The 24,610-nt window shown below is 31.6% G+C and carries 25 protein-coding genes and 1 tRNA gene; 14 read left to right on the top strand and 12 right to left on the bottom strand.

Features of this window, described 5'->3' with window-relative positions; translation table 11 throughout:
• Window positions 1–5 precede the first annotated feature (5 nt).
• Together ACTF45_RS01785 and ACTF45_RS01780 are read right to left on the bottom strand one after the other, a co-directional pair.
• Window positions 6–1,814, bottom strand: coding sequence for an SLC13 family permease (locus tag ACTF45_RS01785; RefSeq protein ID WP_438949237.1), 1,809 nt, complete (start codon window positions 1,812–1,814; stop codon window positions 6–8).
• Window positions 1,815–1,873: 59 nt separating this feature from the next.
• Window positions 1,874–3,058, bottom strand: coding sequence for an NAD(P)/FAD-dependent oxidoreductase (locus tag ACTF45_RS01780; RefSeq protein WP_438949236.1), 1,185 nt, complete (start codon window positions 3,056–3,058; stop codon window positions 1,874–1,876).
• Between the two features lie 95 nt (window positions 3,059–3,153).
• Here ACTF45_RS01780 and ACTF45_RS01775 point away from each other — a divergent pair, with 95 nt between their 5' ends.
• On the top strand, window positions 3,154–3,876 hold the full coding sequence (locus ACTF45_RS01775) for a phosphoadenylyl-sulfate reductase (RefSeq protein ID WP_288346367.1): 723 nt from the start codon (window positions 3,154–3,156) through the stop codon (window positions 3,874–3,876).
• Window positions 3,877–3,893: 17 nt separating this feature from the next.
• Window positions 3,894–4,574, top strand: a complete 681-nt coding sequence (locus ACTF45_RS01770) for a type III pantothenate kinase (protein WP_288346366.1) — start codon at window positions 3,894–3,896, stop codon at window positions 4,572–4,574.
• Window positions 4,575–4,579: 5 nt separating this feature from the next.
• Here ACTF45_RS01770 and bcp read toward each other — a convergent pair whose 3' ends face one another.
• Window positions 4,580–5,047, bottom strand: a complete 468-nt coding sequence (gene bcp / locus ACTF45_RS01765) for a thioredoxin-dependent thiol peroxidase (protein WP_288346365.1) — start codon at window positions 5,045–5,047, stop codon at window positions 4,580–4,582.
• Here bcp and ACTF45_RS01760 point away from each other — a divergent pair.
• Window positions 5,047–5,703, top strand: coding sequence for a 4'-phosphopantetheinyl transferase family protein (locus ACTF45_RS01760; protein ID WP_288346364.1), 657 nt, complete (start codon window positions 5,047–5,049; stop codon window positions 5,701–5,703). The two genes, bcp and ACTF45_RS01760, sit on opposite strands and share 1 nt — an antisense overlap.
• Here ACTF45_RS01760 and ACTF45_RS01755 read toward each other — a convergent pair.
• The 5 genes from ACTF45_RS01755 to ACTF45_RS01735 all read right to left on the bottom strand — a co-directional run bounded on the left by ACTF45_RS01755 (window position 5,700) and on the right by ACTF45_RS01735 (window position 10,615).
• On the bottom strand, window positions 5,700–6,989 hold the full coding sequence (locus ACTF45_RS01755; RefSeq protein WP_288346363.1) for a replication-associated recombination protein A: 1,290 nt from the start codon (window positions 6,987–6,989) through the stop codon (window positions 5,700–5,702). The two genes, ACTF45_RS01760 and ACTF45_RS01755, sit on opposite strands and share 4 nt — an antisense overlap.
• A 35-nt stretch (window positions 6,990–7,024) precedes the next feature.
• Window positions 7,025–8,662 carry an alpha-D-glucose phosphate-specific phosphoglucomutase gene (locus ACTF45_RS01750; protein ID WP_438949235.1) on the bottom strand — a complete coding sequence of 546 codons (1,638 nt, stop codon included), beginning with the start codon at window positions 8,660–8,662 and terminating at the stop codon, window positions 7,025–7,027.
• Window positions 8,663–8,695: 33 nt separating this feature from the next.
• Window positions 8,696–8,866 carry a hypothetical protein gene (locus ACTF45_RS01745; protein ID WP_011819411.1) on the bottom strand — a complete coding sequence of 57 codons (171 nt, stop codon included), beginning with the start codon at window positions 8,864–8,866 and terminating at the stop codon, window positions 8,696–8,698.
• Window positions 8,867–8,882: 16 nt separating this feature from the next.
• The gene (locus ACTF45_RS01740; RefSeq protein ID WP_438949234.1) at window positions 8,883–9,989 is read right to left on the bottom strand and encodes a DUF4912 domain-containing protein; all 1,107 of its coding nucleotides are present in this window, start codon (window positions 9,987–9,989) and stop codon (window positions 8,883–8,885) included.
• Window positions 9,990–10,252: 263 nt separating this feature from the next.
• Window positions 10,253–10,615: a hypothetical protein gene (locus ACTF45_RS01735; RefSeq protein ID WP_288348405.1), complete on the bottom strand. Its 363-nt coding sequence runs from the start codon at window positions 10,613–10,615 to the stop codon at window positions 10,253–10,255.
• Between the two features lie 97 nt (window positions 10,616–10,712).
• On the opposite strand from ACTF45_RS01735, the gene sufB reads away from it, so the two are divergent.
• From sufB to ACTF45_RS01715, 4 genes are read left to right on the top strand one after another with little or no spacing between them, the layout of a single operon-like run.
• Complete coding sequence (gene sufB / locus ACTF45_RS01730) at window positions 10,713–12,155, top strand: Fe-S cluster assembly protein SufB (RefSeq protein ID WP_438949233.1); 1,443 nt, start codon at window positions 10,713–10,715, stop codon at window positions 12,153–12,155.
• Between the two features lie 21 nt (window positions 12,156–12,176).
• Window positions 12,177–12,962 (top strand): Fe-S cluster assembly ATPase SufC, encoded by a 786-nt coding sequence (gene sufC, locus ACTF45_RS01725; RefSeq protein WP_438949232.1) that lies wholly within the window; start codon window positions 12,177–12,179, stop codon window positions 12,960–12,962.
• Between the two features lie 4 nt (window positions 12,963–12,966).
• Entirely contained in the window at window positions 12,967–14,184 is a 1,218-nt protein-coding gene (locus tag ACTF45_RS01720; RefSeq protein WP_288347923.1) for a SufD family Fe-S cluster assembly protein, read from the top strand.
• Window positions 14,184–15,461, top strand: coding sequence for a SufS family cysteine desulfurase (locus tag ACTF45_RS01715; protein WP_288347921.1), 1,278 nt, complete (start codon window positions 14,184–14,186; stop codon window positions 15,459–15,461). The genes ACTF45_RS01720 and ACTF45_RS01715 overlap by 1 nt, the downstream gene beginning before the upstream one ends.
• On the opposite strand, the gene ACTF45_RS01710 is transcribed toward ACTF45_RS01715, so the two are convergent.
• Window positions 15,458–17,386, bottom strand: a complete 1,929-nt coding sequence (locus ACTF45_RS01710) for an alpha/beta hydrolase family protein (RefSeq protein WP_438949231.1) — start codon at window positions 17,384–17,386, stop codon at window positions 15,458–15,460. The genes ACTF45_RS01715 and ACTF45_RS01710 overlap by 4 nt on opposite strands.
• A gap of 79 nt (window positions 17,387–17,465) precedes the next feature.
• On the opposite strand from ACTF45_RS01710, the gene def reads away from it, so the two are divergent.
• Genes def through ACTF45_RS01685 form a run of 5 tightly spaced genes read left to right on the top strand, consistent with a single transcriptional unit; the run spans window position 17,466 to window position 21,031 of the window.
• Complete coding sequence (gene def, locus ACTF45_RS01705) at window positions 17,466–18,071, top strand: peptide deformylase (RefSeq protein ID WP_288347917.1); 606 nt, start codon at window positions 17,466–17,468, stop codon at window positions 18,069–18,071.
• Between the two features lie 20 nt (window positions 18,072–18,091).
• Window positions 18,092–18,433 (top strand): histidine triad nucleotide-binding protein, encoded by a 342-nt coding sequence (locus tag ACTF45_RS01700; protein WP_288347916.1) that lies wholly within the window; start codon window positions 18,092–18,094, stop codon window positions 18,431–18,433.
• 47 nt (window positions 18,434–18,480) lie between these two features.
• Complete coding sequence (locus tag ACTF45_RS01695) at window positions 18,481–18,768, top strand: hypothetical protein (RefSeq protein WP_438949230.1); 288 nt, start codon at window positions 18,481–18,483, stop codon at window positions 18,766–18,768.
• A 37-nt stretch (window positions 18,769–18,805) separates the two neighbouring features.
• Window positions 18,806–20,788, top strand: coding sequence for an ABC transporter ATP-binding protein/permease (locus ACTF45_RS01690; protein WP_288347913.1), 1,983 nt, complete (start codon window positions 18,806–18,808; stop codon window positions 20,786–20,788).
• Between the two features lie 9 nt (window positions 20,789–20,797).
• Complete coding sequence (locus tag ACTF45_RS01685; protein ID WP_288347911.1) at window positions 20,798–21,031, top strand: chlorophyll a/b-binding protein; 234 nt, start codon at window positions 20,798–20,800, stop codon at window positions 21,029–21,031.
• Here the strand turns inward: ACTF45_RS01685 and ACTF45_RS01680 are convergent, their stop codons facing one another.
• Window positions 21,032–21,964 (bottom strand): Ycf66 family protein, encoded by a 933-nt coding sequence (locus tag ACTF45_RS01680; RefSeq protein ID WP_438949229.1) that lies wholly within the window; start codon window positions 21,962–21,964, stop codon window positions 21,032–21,034. It lies immediately after the preceding gene.
• 78 nt (window positions 21,965–22,042) lie between these two features.
• A complete protein-coding gene (psbX, locus tag ACTF45_RS01675) occupies window positions 22,043–22,231 on the bottom strand; it encodes a photosystem II reaction center X protein (protein WP_288347909.1) in 189 nt (62 codons plus the stop codon).
• A gap of 89 nt (window positions 22,232–22,320) precedes the next feature.
• On the opposite strand from psbX, the gene ACTF45_RS01670 reads away from it, so the two are divergent.
• Window positions 22,321–22,626, top strand: coding sequence for a YggT family protein (locus ACTF45_RS01670; protein ID WP_288347908.1), 306 nt, complete (start codon window positions 22,321–22,323; stop codon window positions 22,624–22,626).
• Between the two features lie 17 nt (window positions 22,627–22,643).
• On the opposite strand, the gene accC is transcribed toward ACTF45_RS01670, so the two are convergent.
• A complete protein-coding gene (gene accC, locus ACTF45_RS01665; protein WP_288347907.1) occupies window positions 22,644–23,993 on the bottom strand; it encodes an acetyl-CoA carboxylase biotin carboxylase subunit in 1,350 nt (449 codons plus the stop codon).
• A 532-nt stretch (window positions 23,994–24,525) separates the two neighbouring features.
• Here accC and ACTF45_RS01660 point away from each other — a divergent pair.
• Window positions 24,526–24,607, top strand: a tRNA-Leu gene (locus tag ACTF45_RS01660).
• Window positions 24,608–24,610: the final 3 nt, after the last annotated feature.

The following is a 24,610-nucleotide window of genomic DNA, read 5'->3' as shown; positions in this document are numbered from 1 at the left end:
TTTAATTATTTATAATTTAAAATTATCAAAGCTGGCACAGTCAATGACATTATAAGTGTTAAACCCGCACCATATTTTGCAATATCAAAAAATCTATATCTCCCAGGTCCGTAAACCATTAAATTTGTTTGATAACCCATGGGAGTTAAGAATGATTGACTTGCACCAAATAATACAAGCATTATTAGGGCGTTTGGCGAGATCCCTAGAACGCTTGAAAACTGAATAGCAACAGGCAATATAAGCGCAACAGAAGCAGCGTTACTTATAAATTGAGTAAGTATTACAGTAGCTATAAAAATTACTATTAAAGCAAAATAGAGTGGCATTCCACTCAGGGCAAAATCCAAATTTATGGCTATTAGATCGGCCAATCCAGTAGCTTGCATAGCTACACTGAAACTTGATAATGAACCTAATAATAAAATAATATCTAGCCTAATTGACCTTTGTATTTCTGCAGGACGCAAACATCCAAAAGCAACCATCGCTATAATTGCTAAAAGAACTGATCCTACTAATGGAATATTAGTTAAAGAAGGCAAGAGAACCATACCAATTGCAATTGCAATTGCAATTGGTTTTCTAATTAAAAATGGCAAATCATCTTCAAATTGATCTAAAATTAATAAGTCATTACTTGCTTGCAAACCTCTTATTGAGTCTAAAGGTGCCTGAAGTAACAAAACATCTCCTGCTCTTAAAACGGCTTGACCTAATCTTTCCTGAACAGTTTGTTGTCCTCTTCTGAGAGCTAAAACTGTTGCATTATGACGTTGCCTAAATCTTAGTTCTCTCAAGCTTGCTCCTGCTAAAGTTGATCCTGAAGGAAGCAAAGCCTCGAAAGTTTTGGTACCTTCTTCAGTAGAAAGAAGATTAGCGCCGCTAAAAGATCTCTTATTTTCAGCTAACAAAATTGTATGTTCTTGTTGTAAGCGCAATAAATCCGCCCTCGTAACACGTACTATCAATCTATCTTCAGGCTCAAATTTGCGATCTGCAAGAGGGGGTAATATTACTTTTCCTTTTCTTTGCAACTCAAGAACATCAACATCAAATCTTCTTTGTAATCTACTATTTCTAACTGATTGGCCAACTAATTCAGAGGAAGAAGGAATGGTAACTTCTGTAAAATAAATATTCAAATTACCATTTTTAATAAAATCTTTATTTCTTCCTCTATCAGGCAAAAGAAGGTCAGAGACTAAGATCATATATGTTGTGCCTATTAACCAAACTGGAATTCCTATTGAAGTCAAGCTAAATAATTCAAGAGACCCATAGCCTAATTGCTGACTAATATCACTAACTAGCAGATTTACTGAGCTCCCTAATAATGTAAGTGTTCCTCCTAATAGAGTCGCAAAAGACAAAGGTAAAAGAACTTTGGAAGGTGAAATATTTCGTCGTTCACACCAGCCTTCAATCAAAGGCAAAAGGGATGCAACAACTGGTGTATTAGGAACGATCCCAGATATTGGAGCTATTAAAAAAGTAATAAGTAAAATTAATTTTCTAGGCGTTTTAATATTTTCAGAGGATATCAGCTCCCTTACTCTGTCTAACGCACCACTTTTAAATAATGCAGATGAAACTGCAAATAAACCCATCAAAGTGATTAACGATGGGCTTCCAAATCCAGATAAGGCTTTTTCAGGGGTTAGAACTCCAGTAACAATAAATATTCCAACGCATAATAAACCAGTTAATTCAGGGGCTATGGTATTTCTTATAAATAAAATTAATGACAGAAATAAAACTAATACTGTTATTAGTGCATCTAAATTATTACTAAAAAAAGAAATCAGATTCATATCAAACTTATTTAACTCAATATACCTATAAACAAGAGGCCAAAAAAGTTTAAACTTGTTTATGGTTTTTTATTAATAAAGTTATTTAAAGTAGATTTTTTTTGAAATAACCAAGAAGCGGTAGATTTTAAGCTTTTACTAACATCAGGCATTTTTGAAGCATAAATCAATCTTCTTGCTTCAAATGCCAATTTACCCGATAAAGTAACCCCTAAAGCAGAAATGGATGCTTCACCAATTCCTAAACTAATCATTTCACCATTATCCTCAAAATTAAAAGGCAAAAGCTCTTTTTCTTGAAAGAGTAATTCAATATTTTTAGCAAGATGATTTCCTTGTTGCATTGCAACTTGAGCGGTCAAAGGCAAATCCTCCATACCTTTAATGATTGAAATATCTCCAATAGCAAAAGAGTTTACACAATTATCTATCTGAAAATTTTCATTCACGAGAATTCTTCCGTCTTTTTGTGTGACTTGTTCGTCAATGTAGGGAAGGTTAGGTTTGACCCCAGCAGTCCAGATAACAATATCTTGATCTAAGTCTTTAATCTCAGAATCATCCAAAATACTAATTTTTTTGTCAGAAATTTCTTGAACAGTTGAATTTAAAAGAACATTTATTTTTCTTCTTTCTAAAGCTTTCTCCGCTTCTTCTCGATTAAAAATCTTATTTCGACCTAAAATTTCATTAGACCTTTCAACAACACTTATATCAAATTTATTTTTATATATATCATTAATTTTGCATGCGATCTCTACCCCAGAAGGACCAGCTCCAATTACAAATAAGTTTTTCTTTATTTTGTCATTCTGAAATTGTTGTAAAAACGACTTTAACTTTTTAAGATCATTTAAATTATTGAAAAAATAACAATTTTCATCTACTCCTTTAACTGAAAAATTACTAGATAAGGATCCTGTACAAAGAATCAAACATTCATAATCTATATTTAAATCATCACTAAATTCGAGAATCTTTTCATCAAATCTAATTTTAGTTAAACAATTTCTTAGAAAAGTAATACCTAAATTTGAAAATATATTTGAAAATTCAGGAGCAGTCTCCCACATTGATAATTCTTCGCTTAAAACTTCATACATTAAAGGTTTAAATATAAACTGTGCTTCAGAATCAACGACTAGGATCGGCAAACAAGGATTAAGTCTTTTTAAGTTTGAAGCAACTGTCATACCTCCAAAGCCTGCGCCAACTATTACTATTGGTTTTTTTATTGATTTCATGAAGGATATATTGTTAAACCTAAATGTATTATTAAATTAAACGAATAATATTCAAACTGAGCGAAATAACCTCTAATCCCTAACTACCTTTGATAATGATTGAGAAAACGCTAGAAAGTATTCAACTTAATTTAGAAGGGCATAATAAAAAATTAAAAGATATGACCCCCAAAGAAATAATATTATGGGGTTATAAAAACTTTGATAACCACTTCGCAATTACAACAAGCTTTGGGATACAATCATCAGTTATTTTACATATGGTGCATCAGCACTCACTACAAAAAAAAATTAAGATTTTCTGGATAGATACAGGTTACTTACCATCAGAAACTTATAAATATGCAGATAGACTAATTAATGATTTATCTCTGGAAATAGAAGTTTTACAAAGTGAACTATCTCCAGCAAGAATGGAATCCCTTTATGGAAAACTTTGGGAAACTAATAAATCTAGTGATTTAGATAAATATCATGACATAAGAAAAATCAAACCTTTAGAAAATGCTTTAGATAAACACGACATATTCTGCTGGGCTAGCGGTGTGAGATCAGAGCAAACGAAAAATAGGAATAAAATGAATTTTGTTGACGTAATACGCAAACGACTTTCTTTAAGGCCCTTACTCAACTGGAAAAACAAAGATATTTTTTATTACATGAAAGAAAATCAATTACCTTCACACCCACTTTTCTCAAAAGGTTATTCAACTGTTGGAGATTGGCATTCCAGTTCTCCTGAAAGTGTTGATAAAGAAGGCAGGACAACAAGATTTGGCGGAATGAAGCAAGAATGTGGAATTCATACTGAAAATTAAATTTTTCTTTCAGGACTATGATTGATGATATTAATTTTCTTTTAGTTGGCAATAGCAGGCTTCACTGGGCAGAAAATTCACAACCAAAGTATAAGTTTTTTCACACACAAAAAAATAATAATGTGCCTCAAAATATCAATTTAAATAATTTAATTTGGGCATCAGTAGGGAAATTACCAGATTTGTCTCTTAAGCAAGCAAATAGGATCTCAACTCAAGATATTAAATTAAAAAACCTTCCGAATCATTTTGGGGTTGATAGAGCTCTTGGTTGTTTGGAAGCTTTAAAAATAATAGAGAACCCATCCAGAAAAGATCTATTAGTAGCAGATTTTGGAACAACTTTGTCTATTACGAAGTTAACTGCAAAAGGCTCTATTATCGGTGGGCAAATAACACCTGGTTTTCTGACACAGCTAAGATCCATGGAGAAATATACAGATACTCTCAAAGCTCCTAAAAAATATGATATTCCTGTTCAAGATTTTCTAATTAATACAGAAGATTCAATGTTAAAGGGAGTATCTAACTCTCTCATGGGTGTGATTAATTTATCATTTAACCCTGCTAAGGATATTTTGATTATGTGCGGAGGCGACTCTGAATTAATTGGTAGTCTATTAAAGCAAAAGAAAGAAGAAATTATTATCGCCCCGAATTTAGTTATGCAAGGGATGATCACACACTTCAATCATTAGAATATTTACCTTAATCCTAAATCTGAAATAATATGGTCTGCCATAATGGCTGCTTTAACCTTAAAGTAAATTTTTTCAACTTTACCATCAACATCAATTAAAAAAGTATTTCTTATCATGCCCATGTATTCCTTTCCCATAAATTTTTTAAGACCATAACTATCATAATCAGAAGAGGTTTTATAAGGTTCAGGGTCAGTCAAGAGAACAAAAGGTAAGTCAAATTTTTCGATGAATTTCTGATGTGAAGCAGCACTATCTTTACTAATGCCAAGAACTACAAAATTATTTTCCTTGAGTAAATCCCAATTTTCTTTAAAATTACAAGCCTCTTTAGTACATCCTGGAGTATTATCTTTTGGATAAAAATATAGTATTATTCTCTTACCTTTAAAATCTTTTAAAGATACATCTTTTTCAAAAGAGTCTTTTAAATTAAATTCTGGTGCTTTATCACCAACCTTAAGAGCCATTGACATTATTAAATAACTATGAATATAAAATACCAAAAATTTGGTTTCATGAGCTAAAAGGTGTACAAGCTGTCGCAACGAAGAAAGAACTTGAAATAGCAAATCAGCTTTCTAGGCGACGAGCAAATATTTTTTTAGAAAGCAGAGCTTATATAAGACAATGTTTAGGAAATCTTTTCGAGATAAATCCATTAGAGGTACCCATAATTGCAAATCCAGGAGAACCTCCTGAACTACCAAAAGGGATGGGGTATTGTAGTTTTAGTCATTGCAATGATGCGATTATATTAGTTTGGTATGAAAAAAAAATTGGGATTGATATTGAGAGACTTGATAGAAATTTCAATTATGCAAAATTAGCGAAAAAATATTTCTTCAAATCAAATAGGTTAAATACTACGAGCGAATTATATAGAAACACCATCTTAAATCAATGGTGTGCAGTTGAGGCCGCTATAAAATGGGATCATGGGAAGTTAGCTGAAGACATAAAGGAATGGCAATATTCTGAAAATGACAAAATCCTATTTCATAATAAAAAGAAACTGAAGTTAAAATTTACCCAAATTAACTTATATAAATGGACTATCTCTTTAGCTTATAAAGATACTTCTCACTTTATACCTAATATTATTTGCAGCTCAAAAATGGTCTAACTTTTTTGTTTTTTAGGTAAACCTTCATATTTATTTTTTTCCCATCCAGAATCTTTTGGTTTCCAAAACTTCATTCCTTGTAAATCTTTTGGCAGATATTCTTGTTGCAACCACTTCTCTTGATAATTATGTGGATTTAAGTAATTACTAGCATTATTTTTCAGATGATTGGGAACTAACGATACGCTAGTAGACTTAATTGCTTCTACCGCTTTAAAAATTGATTTAGTACTATTACTCTTTGGAGAAATTGCTAAGTATAAAGAAGCTTGTGAAAGAAAAAATAATCCTTCAGGGAAACCAACTCGATCAAAAGCATCACAACATGATTGCACAACAACTATTGCATTGGGATCAGCAAGACCTATATCCTCACAAGCAGAAATCAAAAGTCTTCTAAAAATAAAATTTGGATCTTCACCAGCTTCTACCATATTGGCAAGCCAATATAAAGTAGCATCTGGGTCTGAACCCCTAATAGATTTTATAAATGCACTAATAACATCAAAATGATTTTGTCCATTTTTGTCATATACAATATTTTTCTTTTGGATTGAATCTTCAGCAATTGAGAGATCAATAACAACCAAGTTTTCTTTATTTTCCTTGGTAATACTAATACCTAACTCTAAAGCGTTTATGAGATTCCTCGCATCGCCCCCAGAAAATTTTATTAAATGATTAATTGCCTCTTCTTTTATTTCAATAACTTTGGAATCTCTAAGGCACGAGTAATACTTTATTACTTTATCAATTATTTTCTTCAAATCATTTTTATTTAAAGGCAGTAATGAGAAAATACGAGCTCTACTTATTAGAGCTTTATTTACGGCAAAGAAAGGGTTTTCTGTTGTCGCGCCAATAAAAGTAATGGTGCCATTCTCAATTGAGGGTAACAAAGCATCTTGTTGAACTGATGTGAATCTATGTACCTCATCAATAAATAAAATTGTTTTCCTATTAGAACTACGTAATCTTTCCTTCGCATTAGCAATCTCAGTTCTTAACTCCTTAATACTAGACAAAACAGCATTTAACTTTATTAATGAGGAACGAGTATTAGAAGATATAATCTCAATTAAAGTTGTTTTACCTACACCAGGTGGGCCAGAAAAAATAATATTTCCAACCTTATCATTCAAGATTGCATTTCTCAATAAAGAATTATGTCCTAAAATAGATTCTTGACCGAAAAAGTCATCTAAATTTTTTGGTCTTAATTTATCCGCTAATGGCGCGTTACTTTCTATTCGATAAGTATTGCTAAATAAATTATCTGACTCCATATTTTTTAATCTAACGAATAAATCATTTTTGAAAATTATGTAATAACAGTAGGTTTTTTCATTTTGGTAAGTTTTGAAATATTTAATAAATGATCTAAATCGTTAATTAAATCTTTTAGAGCTATTTGAGGATTTAAATCTAAATTATGTTGAGAATTGGCAAATTTTTCAAAATATAATCTTAAAGTTGAACCTTTGGTACCAGTACCTGATAAACGTATGATTACTCTGGAATTATCCTCAAGTATAATTCTTAATCCTTGATTTTTACTAATTGAATTATCTACTGGGTCTAAATATGAAAAGTTATCAGCTTGTTTTACCAGATTTCCAGCAAACTTATTATTTTTTAAACTTGGAAGCATATAAGATAAATTATTAAATATTTGATTTGCAATAGTAGAAGGAATAGCCTCATAATCATGTCTTGAATAATAATTTCTTCCGTATTGTTTCCAGTGGTTTTTAATTAATTCACTAACTGAACAATTTTTCACAGCTAAAATTTGTAACCAATATAAAACTGCCCATAAGCCATCTTTTTCTCTTACATGATTACTACCAGTTCCGAAGCTTTCCTCTCCACAAATTGTAATTAAATTAGAATCTAAAAGATTTCCAAAAAATTTCCATCCAGTTGGTGTTTCAAAACAAGGAATATTTAAAGCACGTGCAACAAAGTCTACTGCTGAACTCGTTGGCATAGATCGGGCAACACCAGCAATACCGTCTTTATATCCAGGTACACAATTTGTATTAGCAGTAATAACTGCCAAACTATCACTTGGATTTACAAAACATCCTTGACCTAAGATCATATTTCTATCACCATCACCATCACATGCAGCTCCAAAACTATAGGCTTTTTGAACTAATAACAAATCTGCCAATTTAGACGCATAAGTAAGATTTGGATCAGGATGTAAACCTCCAAAATCCTCGAGGGGTGTGCCATTCATGACACAAGCATCTACAAGACCCATTTTTTCAACAAAAATATTTTTTGCATATGGACCAGTAACTGCATTCATTGCATCAAAAATTAAAGAGAAATCATTTTTAAGAAAATCACTTATTTGATCAAAATCAAAAATATTCTCCATTAAATCTGAATAATCCTTTAATCCATCAATTATTTCTAATGAAGTTTCTCCAAGCGAGAATACACCAAACTTATCTAAGTCTGGAATTTTAATATTACTAATTTTGTAACTCTTAAGTGATTGAGAAAATTGGAATATTTGATCTGTAATTGACTCAGGAGCAGGTCCACCATTCGCAGTATTTAATTTCACTCCGAAATCCCCGTCAATACCACCAGGATTATGACTTGCTGAAAGAATAATTCCTCCAATAGCCTCCTCTTTTCTAATCAAATGAGATGTCGCAGGTGTTGATAATAAACCATTTTTTGGAATAATAACTTTTCCAACTTTATGAGCTACACATATTTGAATAATCTTCTCGATTGCTTCGATATTCCCATATCTACCATCCCCACCAACAACCAAAGTTGATCCGCGCAAATTATTAAGTGATTTTAAAATTGCCTCTATAAATATTTCCAAGTAATGCTCTTCTTTAAATTTTAAAGTGCTTTTTCTTAACCCAGAAGTGCCTGGTTTCTGATCTAGAAAAGGATTTTTTATATTAATAACATTAACTTCATTCATGATTTCTATAAAACTTAGAAAAATCTAACTAAATTAATGTGGCATTTCGGATGTTCTTAACATAGCGATAAACCATAAGGAGGAAATAACTAATGCACTTAGAATTCCATAATTTACTCCAAACTTAGAAATAGTAATAGGAACTATCAAGGGGAAAGTCAAAGCTCCAAATAAAGGTGTAAAAGCAACAATTTTTTTTAGCATTAATATTTTTATTTATTTAAAACCATTTTTTCTCAGCATTATCTTTCTCATTTGTATCGTCAATAGGAGTAACTCTATCAAATTTCATTGTAATACTTTTTTCTTGGTCACCAGAAGCATTTGTAGCTTTAATTTCGTATTTTTGCGTTCCATCCCTAAAAGGAACTTGAAGCCTAAAAGTACCGTCAGCAGCCAAAGGAACTTTTTCTTCACCAATAGTTAAATTGGCGGATGGATCTGTTGCTCCATAAACAATTAATTCCGCATCAGCAACTAACCAAAAAGATTTATTTTTAACTATTCCACTACCAGATTCATTTAAGCCTGAAGACCATTGCCCTGCACCAGAATCGGTGAGATTTGAGTTTAAATTGTTTGAATTCATGTTTTCCATAAATTCTTCAGAACCTACTTTTCTTCTTGTAGGAAAACTTGTTGCTGCCTGGTATAAGCGCTCATGCAAACCATTAGTTTCTTGTACCTGTGGATTTTGCATAATCGAAGGAGGCTCAGGTGATGCAGGAGTATCTAAGTTAAAAGGAACAAATTTATCTAAAATCTGATCTGAAGGCTGAGTACCTGGTACATGGCTTACAGATGAAAAAGCTAATGACATCCATTTAAAGCCATATTTGTAACCTAATTCAACCTTATAGTCCCTATCCGCAAGAGGAATAGGCAAATACCATTCGGTGCTATAACTATCTACAGCAATTTCTCTTAAAGTACCCTGATTTAGATTTCCTTCACCACTACCTGAGGCATCATATAAACGTAGACATAATTTATTAGCACCTAAAGACTGAGCTTTATCTCTATCACTTTCTGAAATTTGCCAAAATACATATGCCCACTCTGGGTCTCTGGGCAAAAATACTAGTTTTGTTTTAACTTCTTCTGTTGTTGTTTGAGTTTTAAGTTTAGAGGATTTTGGAGGAATATTTTTAGTTAAGGTTTTATTAAGTGATTGATTAGCATTTTTTTGGTATTTATCAATTAGTTCAATAAGTACAGCTTTTGTCTTTCTACTGTATAAAGGGACAGATAATTTACTAGCTTCTTGTCGCAATTGTCTGAGGGTTAAACTAAGTAAATATTCTTTGTTCTTGATCCCGTCAACCACTTTTAAAACTCCATAAATTGCATGAAATTAGTATGTTCTTTTTTTTTGCAGTTTGGGTGACATTAGAGGCAGTCGTCAGGATCTTCTGACTACTTTCAAATTTTTAAATTTTACAACTTTCTTATAAGTAACTGGTATAAGTGAATTTTAAAGAAATCTAGAAATCTATAACTTGTAAATTAATTTTCTGTTTTTTAAATTTTATTACCTTGAATTGTTAAGAACTCAACAAAAATATATTTTTTCTTCGGGATCGCTTCATATTAATTTGCCTGATTTTGCTCAACTAAAGTGATTAAATCCTCAAGATCCAATTCTTTGAAATTTTTATTAATACTCTTGGAAAAAAAGTTTATTTTTTTTGCAGCAGAAGACATTTGTTCATAAAAAAGTTGATTGAAATTTTTATCATTAAACCTCTGGGATTTTTTTTCACACCATTTCTTAAGAAGTTCATCTTCTTCAAAGAAAGATTTTTCATCTTTTCCGATTTCTTTGAAGATTTCAAGACAATGGGCAAGTAATCGAACATGGTGCTTTTTAATTATGGGCAAATTCAGTTGATCTATATTTTTCACGATCTCATCGCTTAACGGACTTGGAAAAGAATTTGTTTGATTAGACATTAATTTTTTAATTTAATTAAGGATAAAAACTCAATATTGGGCATATATTTAGCTAAAGTATAGAAAACTAATTGTAATAGATTAATTTATAGAAACTATGGTAAGTGAAAATTTAGTTAAAGATGTCGTATCTGAACCATACAAATATGGTTTCGTTACCGATATCGAAACTGAAAAGATTTCCAAAGGCCTAAATGAAGATACAATTCGATTAATTTCAGAAAAAAAAGAAGAGCCACAATATCTTCTTAATTTCAGACTTAATGCCTTTCGGAAATGGCAAAAAATGGAGGAGCCTAACTGGGCAGACCTAGGTTACAAAAAGATCGATTATCAAGATATAATTTATTATTCTGCACCTAAACAAAAAGAAAAGATTTCTAGCTTAGATGAAGTTGATCCCAAGCTCCTAGAAACTTTTGATAAATTAGGCATTCCTCTTACTGAACAAAAAAAACTTACAAACGTTGCTGTTGATGCAGTATTCGATAGTGTATCCATTGCAACAACCTTCCGAAAAGAACTTGCTGAGCATGGTGTAATATTTTGTTCTATAAGTGAAGCAGTAAAAGATCACTCAAATTTAATCGAAAAATATTTAGGTTCTGTAGTACCAGCTAATGATAACTATTTTGCTGCATTAAACTCAGCTGTTTTTAGTGATGGCTCATTCGTTTACATCCCAAAAGGAGTTAAATGTCCGATGGATCTCTCATCATATTTTAGAATCAATAGTGGAGACTCTGGTCAGTTTGAAAGAACTTTAATTATCGCAGAAGAATCTAGCTCCGTCAGCTACCTTGAAGGATGTACAGCTCCAATGTTTGATACGAATACTCTTCACGCAGCGGTAGTTGAACTTATTGCCTTAGACGACGCCTCAATAAAATATTCAACAGTACAAAATTGGTATGCTGGAAATGAAGAAGGAGTTGGAGGAATCTTTAATTTTGTCACCAAAAGGGGGAAATGTTTAGGTAAGAGAAGTAAAATAAGTTGGTCTCAAGTTGAAACAGGCTCTGCCATAACATGGAAATATCCTAGTTGTATACTTTTAGGAGAGGAATCGGTAGGAGAATTTTATTCTGTAGCTCTCACTAATAACCTTCAACAAGCCGATACAGGTACAAAAATGATTCACATTGGTCCTAGAACTAAATCAACAATAGTTAGTAAAGGAATTAGTGCTGGTAATTCAATTAATAGTTACAGAGGTCTTGTAAAAATGGGTTCAAAAGCTTCTGGATCGAGAAATTATAGTCAATGTGATTCAATGTTAATAGGTGATCAAGCTGCTGCGAATACATTTCCTTATATTCAATCTCAACAACCAAATTCAGAAATTGAGCATGAAGCAAGTACATGTAGAATTTCTGAAGATCAACTTTTTTATTTACAAAGCAGAGGTATTGAATTTGAAGAGGCTGTATCAATGATGGTAAGTGGCTTTTGTAGAGATGTATTCAATCAACTACCGATGGAATTTGCGGCTGAAGCAGATAAGCTGCTTGCCCTCAAATTAGAAGGTTCCGTTGGATAATCAATTAATTTCTAAAGTGCGATGCAAAGCAAAACTAAAGAATTAGATCCAATATTAGAAGTAAATAATCTTTTTGCATCTATAGAAAATCTTCCTATTTTAAAAGGGGTGACCATTTCAGTTAATCCTGGCGAAATTCATGCAATCATGGGAAGAAATGGATGTGGTAAAAGTACTCTTTCCAAGATTATTGCGGGTCATCCATCATACAATATAACTAAAGGTGAAATAAAATTTACTGGAAACGATATTCACTCTTTAGAGCCAGAAGAGAGAGCCCAATCTGGCATTTTTCTTGGTTTTCAATATCCGATTGAAATTCCAGGAGTAAGTAATCTAGAATTTCTTAGAGTTGCAACAAATGCAAGAAGAAAATTTCTTAATAAAGAAGAACTAGATACTTTTGATTTTGAAGACTTAGTAAAAGAAAAACTAGACTTAGTCAAAATGGATTCTGCTTTTTTATCGAGGAGTATTAATCAAGGATTTTCAGGTGGGGAAAAGAAAAGGAATGAAATATTACAAATGGCATTATTAGAACCAAAAATTGCAATTTTGGATGAAACCGACTCAGGTTTAGATATTGATGCACTTAGGATAGTTGCCTCAGGTATCAAGAAGATATCTAATGAACAAACCGGCATTATATTAATCACTCACTATCAGAGATTATTAGACGAAATACAGCCCGATTATGTTCATGTAATGGCAGACGGTCAAATAATAAAAACTGGAAAAAGTGATCTTGCTCTAGAACTTGAGAAAAATGGATATGAATGGACTGATAATTTTATAAAAGAGCAATAAATTAATGCAAATTATTGAAGAAATAAAAAAGAATGAATTAATTAGTAATCCATCTGAGATACAAAAAATTTGTCTTGATAAATTAAAATTAAATCCATTACCAAATATCAAAAGTGAATACTGGAGACTTTCAAATAAATCTAAATTTTCAAGTTTTTTAGACCATTCAAATAAGAATAAAGAATCTAAAGTTAATCTCCCATATAAAAAAGCATCTCAAAATATAATTAGACTGATCATCGGAGAGAATAACTCAATCAATTTAGAAAAAGAAAACTATTCAATAAAAAAATTAAAAGAGATAGAAATAATAGACTATATAAAAAAAAATATATCTAATTCTGATCAAAATGATCATTGGAGTGACCTACTAAATCATTGTTTAAGTTCTAAAGAAAACATCTTAGGTTTAAATATTTCTGGTAATAAAATTCCTCCTCTTGAGATATTTAGTGCTTCCTCACCCGACTCTTTTAATGCTAAAACACTTATTTTATTCTTTGAAAAGAATTCTAAAGTCGATTTAATACAGATTAATCTCGGAAACAAAAATTCTTCACTATCTCAATCAACTTATTTGTGCTTGGAAGAAAATACTTTGGTTAATCATGGGGTGGTTTCTTATGGAGAAAGCAAATCTAATTTATTAAATTCTTTAAATGTAATTCAAAAGAACAAAAGTGAATACAGCCTTGGATCACTACATTTCAAATTTAATTATGCAAGATTTGAAATAAGGATCAATCAATTAGATGGAAATGCCAAAACGAATATAAAAGGAATACAAATAACAAAAAATAACGACCAGATAGCTACTTATACAACAATGCAATTTAACGGTCCTAATGGATTTTTAGATCAAATTAATAAATCCTTGGCCGATGATAAATCACATGCAGTCTTTGAAGGTTCCATCATTGTTCCAAAAATTGCGCAAAAGACCGATGCGTCACAATTAAGTAGGAATCTACTTTTATCGAGACACGCAAAAATAGATACTAAACCTCAATTAGAAATAATTGCTGATGATGTAAAATGCAAACATGGTGCTACTATTTCACAATTAAATGAAGAAGAACTTTTCTACATGAGATCAAGAGGACTCACGTTAGCAGAAGCCAGTAAACTACAATTAAGTTCTTATATACAAGAAATTATTTCAAGTATTCCTATTACAAAAGATAGATGGGATTTGCTTGATAAAATTTTAAAAGAAAATTAATGGAAACAATTAAAAATTTCCCGAAAATTGAAAAAAAAAACTTCCCTCTAATAGATAAAAAAGACTTTCCTTTATTAGAAAATAATTTTAAAAGCAAAAATCCAATTATTTATCTAGATCACGCTGCAACAACCCAAAAACCAATCCAAGTTCTTGAAAAAATTGACGAATACTATAAGAATTTCAATGCAAACGTGCATAGAGGTGCTCATCAATTAAGTGCAAAATCAACAGAAGAATTTGAGAATTCAAGATCTTTAATTGCAAAATACGTTAATGCTAATTCAACAAAAGAAATAATTTTTACAAGAAATGCAACTGAAGCTATAAATCTGGTTGCCAGATCATGGGGAGAGTTTACTTTAAAAGAAAATGATGAAATTCTTTTATCAATAATGGAGCATCATAGTAATATTGTTCCTTGGCAAATGGTAGCTGCAAAAAACAAATGTAAACTGAAATTTGTGGGCATAGATCAAGACGGAAGATTAGATATAAATGATTTCAAATCAAAATTAACAACGAAAACAAAACTAGTCAGCTTATTACATATAAGCAACACTTTAGGGTGCTGTAATCCAATAAAAGAAATAACTAAATTAGCTAGGGATAAGGGTTCTTTAATTCTTCTTGATGCTTGTCAAAGTTTAGCCCATCAAAAGTTAGATATTCATGAACTAGGTATAGATTTTTTAGCCGGTTCAGGACATAAATTATGTGGCCCAACAGGCATAGGTTTCTTATGGTCTAAAAAAGAAATTTTAGAAAAGATTCCTCCTTTTTTTGGAGGTGGTGAAATGATTCAAGATGTTTTTGAAGAGAAAAGTACTTGGGCTGAACTACCTCATAAATTTGAAGCTGGTACTCCAGCTATTGCTGAAGCAATAGGATTAGCTGCAGCGATTAACTACATTAACAATATTGGGTTAGATCGTATTAGTGAATACGAAAAGGAGATTACAAAATATTTATTTGAAAAATTAAATCAAATAGAGGATCTTGAAATAATAGGTCCTTCTCCGAGAATAGATCCTAACAGAGCTTCATTGGCAACATTTTATGTGAAAGAAATACATTCAAACGATATCGCTGAAATTCTTGATTCTAAAGGTATTTGTATAAGAAGTGGACATCACTGTTGTCAACCTCTGCATAGACATATAGGAATAAAATCAACGGCTAGAGTTAGTATGAACTTCACAACTACCAAAGAAGACATCAATAATTTTATCGACAAACTTAAGGAAACTATTAGTTTTTTAAAACTAAATTCTTAAATATTTAAAGTTTTCTCTAAAAATTCCTGAGTTTTAAAAAGAACTTGTTTTTTATTATTAGTATTTTTAAAACCATGCCCTTCATTTTCAAAAATTATAACTTCTGAATTTTTGTTATTTTTAAGTAGTTTTTCTTTGATTTGTAGAGTTTTTTTGTATGAAATAACTAGATCTTTTTTTCCATGAAATAATAAAACTGGTTTTTTTAATTGATTAATTTTATAAATTGGTGATCGAAGTTGATACTCATTACGAAATTTTGAATATTTACCTATAAGAGAATTTAAATATCCTTTCTCAAATCTATGAGTTTTTTGATGCATATCATTTAAATCAAGAACAGGATATTTACAAATCGCCACTTTAAACAAATCACCTTCACATAAAGCATTAATTGCAGTTAGACCACCAGCACTATTCCCTAAAATTGCAACTTTGGTGCTATCAACTTGACTTAACCTAATTAAATCAAGTACCAATGCTTTACAATCATACGAATCAAGAATACCCCATTTATAGTTTAATCTCTCCCTGTACGCTCTTCCAAAACCCGAGGAACCACCATAATTCACTTCCGCAACTGTAAATCCTTTCGAAGTCCAATACTGCACTTCCGAATTTAAAGACCCGTCAAAGCAAGCAGTAGGGCCACTATGTGCCTTAACGATTAATGGTGGCTTAATAAATCTTTCAAATAGAGGCTTATAAATAAAAGAATGTGTGGGTTGATTATTAAAACCTTTAAACCAAAAAGATTCTGGTCTTGAATATTCATTTATAGAATCAAGGGATATCTCATTTAATAATTTAGTATGACTTTTCTCTCCAAAATCACACTCAAATAATTCGTCGAAACAACCAAAACTACAACCTCTAATAACTAATTTTTGATCACAAACATCTAAATCACCTATTGAACAAAATGGTAATTTAAGTTCTTTAATACATTCACAATTCTGATAATGTTCTAGTACCCAACTATTATCTTTTTTTGCAACACAAAATAGATTTTTAATATTTCCAGAAAAAAATGAAATTCCAGAAACCCACTGAGGCGATCCATACTCAGTCAAAGGTTTAATTATTCTTTTTTTTAGAATAATATTTTTAATATCAGTTAAATCGAGAAATAATAAATTCCACCAGCCTGTACTATCTTCAGAACAGACTAAAGTAGTATCACTAATCCAGTAAGGTTGAAAGAAAGAAACATTTTTCTCTTCATTAACAAATTTATTAGAAAAATTTTTTATGTTTTGTATCTCTCCATCGTTATCAATTATTGCAAAAAATAGCTCATTTCTTTCCCAAGGCATGGAGCCAGCACTCCACTCTATCCAGGAAAATAAATCAGCTGAAATATTAGAAGATAAATTCCCCGCAAAATTATCAAATTTTTTTATTATGCGAATTTCTTGTTTAGTTTTCTTTAAATTTAATGAGAATAAATAATCTCTGTGTTTTATCTCACATAAACCGAATAAAAGATTGTTTTTAGAAATAATAAATGAAGTATCAAAATTCGTTTTTCTTGACTCAGTAAGTTGTCTTGGTTCCATATCGCATAGCAGATATTCATTATCATTTTTAGGTACTTTTTCTTGGACTTTGAAAATTTTTAACCACATTGCTTTTGAAAGCTGATCGACCCATATCAAATAAATTTGATCATTCACCTCTATACATTTATATGATTTCCCCCCATAACCATGAAAATTGCTTTTAATATAAAAATTATCACCCGTTAATTTTTGTGGAATTGCATTTTTATCATTAAATGGCTTAGCAAAAATAGCATTTTTATGTGTTTGATCTCCAGGAATAATATCTACCCAGAAGATTATATTCTTAATAAGAGATAACTCTTTAAAAGATATATTTTTTTTATCGATTTGCTTAATTTTTAAATTCTTAGCATTATTCATTTAGAAAGTTTATTTCAAGATGTATTTAAAGTGCTAGTATTTTTATAGCTTAACTGTTGAGTAAATAATTTTTTTTACCGTGGCAAACAATTTTTCACAACTCGCAAGAAAGTCAAAAGCAAACAGTCCTACAGAAAAGGTATCTAAAGAACAAACAGGAACTCCATCACTAGAAATATATAAACTTGGTGATGATATATTGAGAGAAAATGCTAAAAGAATAAGTAAAGTTGATAATTCCATAAGAAATTTAGCTAAAGAGATGCTTCAAAGTATGTATGCAGCCAAAGGGATTGGACTTGCCGCTCCGCAAATAGGAATCAAGAAAGAGCTACTTGTAATTGATGTAAATTTTGAAGATGCTGCTGCTGAACCATTAATTTTAATAAATCCAGAAATTACTGATTATGGAACAACTTTAAATTCATATGAAGAGGGTTGTCTAAGTATCCCAGGAGTTTATTTAAACGTTGTAAGACCATCAACAATTAAATTAAGATTTAGAGATGAAATGGGCAGGCCAAGAAAAATGAAAGCTGATGGACTCTTAGCAAGATGCATTCAACATGAAATGGATCATCTCAATGGTGTTTTATTTGTTGATAGAGTTACTTCAAAAGAAGATTTGAATAAAGAACTCATCAAAGAAGGATTTCATCAAAAAGATGTAATACCAATCAACTGATTTAATTATTCAATAAAGCAATGGCTGAAACTACAATCTTTAGCAAAATAATAAATGGTGAGATTCCCTGCGAAAAGCTTCATGAAGATGAGCTTTGTTTAGCATTTAATGATATTGCCTCTCAAGCTCCAGTTCACTTTTTAGTAATTCCTAAAAAACCATTAGTTAGCTTATTCGAGTGTTTGGAGGAAGATAAAGATTTATTAGGACATCTTCTTTTAATAGGAAAAAATATTGCCAAATCTAAGAAATTAAAAAATTGGAGAACTGTTATTAATACTGGTGAAGAATCTGGACAAACAGTATTTCATTTACATATACATTTCTTAGCTGGTAGGAAAATGAGTTGGCCTCCTGGCTAAAACTCTCAAAAGAGTTTCTTTTTAGCTATAAATAAGAAAAATTAAACATGAATTCTCCAGAATCCCTCAATAATAAATCTAAAAATTTACTAGATCTAATTGCTACAAATTGGGAGAGTTTAGATGAATCTCAGAAGTTAGTTTTAACTAAAATTTGGAAAGTATTAACTTACAAATGGCAACTACAGATTTTATTTAATTTACCTTTCCTAATATGGTGGATTATGGATATATCGATTATTAAAGTCCATGAATTTGATTTAAAATTATTAACGTACCTCAACCTTCCAGATTGGGCACTTTCGCTAATAGGATTTGGGCAATCATCTTCATAGATATATAATCTATTAAATATAAAGATATAGAAAAAATATGAATAATGTAGTGCAAAATAAATCTAAAATATTATATCAACTTCAAAAGTTAAGAAGATTAGCACAACCATTTTTCTTACCGATTGATCAATGTAATGGCTTTCAATTTATATGGCTTTTAATATCTCTTTTATTTTGTGTAGGAGGTATTGTTCTTGTAGTTCTTACAGGCATAATTAGTTTTTTTGAAAGCATTCAACCTATTTTTCTTGATAAATATTTTGGAGGAGTAGTTAATACTGTTAATACAATATGGTCTGGCTGGTGGGGATTATTGTTTTCAGGATTATTTCTTATCGGTTCAGGAAGTTTTTTTAGTTTAAGGCGTCAACTTAAGAATCGCAGATGGGTACATTGGTTATTCCTAGCAGTCATAGTATTAATGCTTTTGGCAGTAAATGGAATTAATGCAGGAATAGGATTTATTGCTAGAGACTTAACAAATGCTTTAGTAGAGAAACAACAAGATGGATTTTATAGAATTTTAGGAATCTATGCTTGTTGCTTTGCTGTAGCGCTCCCAATTCGGGTTTCTCAAATATTCTTTACTTATAAATTAGGAATAATTTGGAGAGATTGGCTTTCAAAAAGCTTAGTTAAAGACTACATGACTAATAAAGCATACTACCAACTAAATCCTAATGATGAAGAACAAACAGATGTAGATAATCCTGACCAACGAATAACAGATGATACCAGAGCTTTTACTGGTCAAAGTTTATCCTTTACTTTGGGAGTTTTTGATGCACTTCTTACTTTTTCTCTGAACATTTTAATATTATGGAGCATTAGTACAACATTAACCTTTTCATTATTTGGATACGCAGCATTTGCTACTGCTATCTTATTAATTGCTGGAAAAAATCTTGTAAAAATTGATTTTGATCAACTTAGATATGAGGCAGACTTTAGATATGGATTAGTTCATATTAGAGATAATGCTGAATCAATAGCTTTTTATTCGGGTGAAAAACCAGAAAAAAGTGAAACAGAGAGAAGATTAGGAGAAGTGGTAAGAAACTTTAACTTACTAATAATTTGGAGAGTAATTATTGATGTAATGAGACGTTCTATTAATTATGCTGGCAACTTCTTTCCATATTTAATAATGGCAATTCCTTACTTTAGAGGAGATATTGATTATGGTCGATTTATTCAAGCAAGTTTTGCATTTGGGATGGTAGAAGGTTCGTTATTTTTTATAGTTAATCAAATAGAGGAACTTGCAAAGTTCACAGCAGGAATTGGAAGATTAGAGGGTTTTCAGTCAAAAGTTGAAAGTATCAGTCAAACCAAGCCAATAGACAATCAAAATATAATTTCTGATTATTCTTCTATTCTTATCAACAATGCCGACCTTTTCCCACCTGGGTCTGATAAAGCTATTATCAAAAACTTAAATCTGAGTATTGAAACAAATCAATCATTATTAGTAGTAGGCCCATCTGGTTGTGGCAAAACCTCTTTGTTAAGAATGATCAGTGGATTATGGGAACCCAATCAAGGATCGATTAAAAAACCAAAGACGGGTGATTTGCTATTTATACCTCAAAAACCCTATATGCTATTAGGTTCTTTAAGGGAACAATTATGTTATCCAACAGAAGTTGACAAATTTAGTGATGACCACTTAATTTCTGTTCTTAATGAAGTAAATTTAAATTCTATTGTTGATAGATATCCCAACCTTGACGTCAAACAAGATTGGCCAAGAATACTTTCATTAGGAGAGCAGCAAAGATTAGCCTTTGCAAGATTACTACTTAATTCTCCGAGATTTGCTGTGTTAGATGAAGCAACTAGTGCACTCGATATTAAAACTGAAAAAAGACTATATAATCTATTAAAAGATAGGGAATTATCGTTGATAAGCGTAGGTCATAGGCCAAGTTTAAAGGATTTTCATGAGAACATTTTAGAATTAAATGGGAAAGGAGACTGGAAATTATTTACTACAGATAAGTATAATTTTAAAAATTAGATTACAATCATGAATTCAAATCAAGAACAAAATAATAAGAAAACTATGGATGTAGATAAAACAAATTCGGAAGAATTTCAAATTGATGAGCAAACAATTGAAATTGAAGATAGATATAAGTTTGGATGGAGCAATTATTCAGAAATAACAAATGGAAGATTCGCAATGCTAGGATTTTTAGCAATTATTTTAATTGAATTAATAAGTCAAAAATCATTTCTAAATTGGGCCGGGATATTTTAATTAGTCATCAAATCTAGAGCTGTTATCTCTAGGTTTATTTTTTTTTGTGCCTACAGTATATCTTCCAGTTTTATTTTTAGAGGTTGATCTTGCACTAGCTGCTGTGCTTCTTGTTTGACGAGGCTTTTTTACTTCATTTATGTTTGTAGAAAATGATGCATCTTCTACTTTTTCTCTTGAAGACTGAGATCTTATAGATGATCTTGTTGGTTTGTTAGAAGAGGGTGAAGAATCCTTAAGAGAGGAATTATTTGATTTTCTTGAAACTTCTTGATTAGATAATGGCCGAGAGCCTCTTTTAATTTCACTTCTTGATGATCTTCTTTCTCCAAAACTTCCTCTTCTATCCTCATTACTAATCCTATTGTCTTCAGACCGATTTCTTCTTATCTTAGGTTCATCATTCTCAAATTGATTAGACTCTCTTAAAGAAGGACGCCTCCTGCTTACTGCAGACTCAGGGATAGCTCTTGATATATTTCTCCTTTGCGATCTACCTTCCATATAATCATCTTCTAAATCATCATCTTGAGGTTTGAATCTTCTGGAAGGTCTATCAGAATCTTCAAATTGATCATAATCGTCATTAAATCTATTTCTAGAAGAATTTCTAGGCATATCTGGAATCTGATCATCTTCAAAGTAAGAAGATCTTCTTGCTTGATCAGTGGCAACACCTCTTAATCGAACACTTTCATATGCAAAGAATACCGTCGTTCCTGCTAATAAAAACTGCCCAAATTGCAAAATAGGATCTAATCTCCATCCTTGAAAAAATAATATTCCTCCACATAAAAGACCTATTGCCGCAAAGAAAACATCATAATCTCTTGCCAGCGCAGGTTTAAATGACCTCAAAAAATATAGGCCACCTCCACATACAGCTAGTACGATGCCTACAATACTCGCCCAATTTAGACTAGCATTGACCACTTTTTTTCTCCAAAACTTATTTTTTTAAGGTGCAATAAAGCACCTTTACATATAGTTTACTTAAAACTTTTATAAAAACTAGCGTCTACGTGTAGCTGAAGTACGTTCAAGTGAATCTTTTTGGCTAACAAAGATCAAAAAAGCTGCTGCTGGAATAACTATAAGTAACGCTGCTGCGAAAAAACTCGCTATCATATTAAAGCTAGAACTACCAGCGACTTCTGGGGAAACATCAGCCGCTAATATTAGATTTGAAATTTGAATCACTTTTTAAAATTAAATTCTGAATTTATAATACGAATTAAATCCCAACTTATGGGATATTTATTAAGATGGATTAAATAATTGTCATTTCATTGCCTCAAAACTATTTAAACGTTTTAGATCTTACGCTAGGAATTCTTTTATCGTTTCTAACGCTAGTCTTTTTAATAAGATTAATATTAACTTGGTACCCAAAAGTTGATTTAAATAAAGGTTTTTGGTTATTTATTGCAGTCCCAACAAGTTCTATTTTAAACCTTACAAGAAAACTAATTCCTCCCATCGGGGGAGTCGATGTGGGGCCAGTCATTTGGATAGGAATAATAAGTTTTATAAGAGAAATATTGGTTGGTCAGCAAGGTTTAATCAAATTAGCCATTCAAAAGGGTATTAATTAAGAAAGTATGATATTGCATTAATAGTTAGGTAATAATTCTTCCTCAACGTATTTTGTATGAATTTTACCTTCCATAAATTTTCTTTTATTGAGAAGAGATAAATGAAAATTAATTGTTGTTGGAATTCCTGTTACTGCACATTCATTTAAAGCTCTATTCATTCTTTTAATAGCAGTATTACGATCTTTACCCCAGACTATTAATTTACCTATTAGTGAATCATAAAATGGGGGTATTTCATAACCAGTATAAACATGACTATCGACCCTTACTCCAGGACCTCCTGGAGGCAGCCATCCAGTTATTTTGCCAGGGGAGGGGCGAAAATTATGTGAGGGGTCTTCAGCATTAATTCTGCATTCAATAGCATGACCGTTTAATTGAATATCGTCTTGAGTAAATCCTAAATTGTCACCTCCAGCTATTTTGATTTGTTCAGCGATTAGATCAACACCAGTAACCATTTCAGTTACGGGGTGTTCCACTTGAATCCTGGTATTCATCTCCATAAAGTAAAAATTATTATCATCATCTACTAAAAATTCGACAGTTCCCGCCCCTTCATAACTAATACTTTTTGCAGCAGCAATGGCTGCATTACCCATTTTCTCTCTAAGAGAATGATTTATAGCTGGACTGGGAGACTCTTCTAATAATTTTTGGTGTCTCCTTTGTACAGAACAATCTCTCTCTCCTAGATGAACCACATTACCTGACCTATCAGCAAGGATTTGAATTTCTACATGTCTTGGCTTTTTTATAAATTTCTCCATATATAAACCATCATTTCCAAATGCCGCTTCTGCTTCTCCTTGGGCTGCTTTAAACATTTTTTCTAAGTTAGCCTTATTTTCAACCAATCTCATTCCTCTACCTCCTCCTCCAGCTGTGGCTTTTATTATTACGGGATATCCAATCTCTTGTGCCATTTCATAGGCCTCCTCAACACTCGATAATAAACCTTTGCTTCCCGGAACAGTGGGTACTCCGACTCTATCCATTGTCTCTTTAGCAGTAGATTTGTCTCCCATTGATCTAATAGCATTGGGAGATGGACCAATAAAAGTTATGCCATGATCGTTACACATTTCTGCAAATTTATCGTTCTCCGCAAGAAAACCATAACCTGGATGAATAGCATCAACTCCTCTTGATGTAGCAGCAGCTAAGATATTAGGAATATTTAAATAACTCTTGTTACTTAGTGAGTCTCCAACGCAAACTGCTTCATCTGCTAATTGCACATGCAATGCCTTTTTATCTACGGTGCTATAAACAGCAACAGTTGCAATATCAAGCTCTCTACAACTTCTGATAATTCGTAAAGCTATTTCTCCACGATTAGCAATTAAAACTTTTTCAACCATTACAAAATTAAATTGAAGAAATAAAAATTAATTTAAATTGAAATTACTTTAAAAAGTATTCAATAAAATTTTTGAATTTCAAGAATGCATTGATTAACAATACAACCTAAAACGTTATATGTGGATAATTATTTATTTATGCAATAGAAAAAATCAGTCATCTTAAGTATTTAAAACTAAGTTGTATGAAATAAATCTTTTAAGAATTTAAACCGAACAGATTAATAAAATATTATCGCAAATTAATTCGATTAATGTATTATGATTTAACGGTCTAAGAACACCCTTGTGCTCGAAAACCCTTAGCGGACGTGACGGAATTGGTAGACGCGCACGTCTAAGGAGCGTGTACAAAATTAATGCACTTGTACAGGGATTGGATTAAAACTCCAGTCCCTTTGTTATTTCTCAGCCCTCCACATCTGCAACAGTCGGATGCGTACGGCGGATGTGGCGGCTGACTCCCCAATTTCAGGCTATCGGCTATACTAATTTTGAGTTTTACGCACCCGCCGGTGCTCGAAAACCCTTTGCGGACGTGGCGGAATTGGTAGACGCGCACGTCTAAGGAGCGTGTGGCTTAGGCCTTGCGAGTTCAAGTCTCGCCGTCCGCATTT

The sequence above is a fragment of the Prochlorococcus sp. genome, assembly GCF_965655815.1.
Taxonomy (GTDB): Bacteria; Cyanobacteriota; Cyanobacteriia; order PCC-6307; family Cyanobiaceae; genus Prochlorococcus_A; species Prochlorococcus_A pastoris.
The sequence above is the reverse complement of the archived record's forward strand: the minus strand, read 5'-3'. Positions and strand labels throughout refer to the sequence as shown.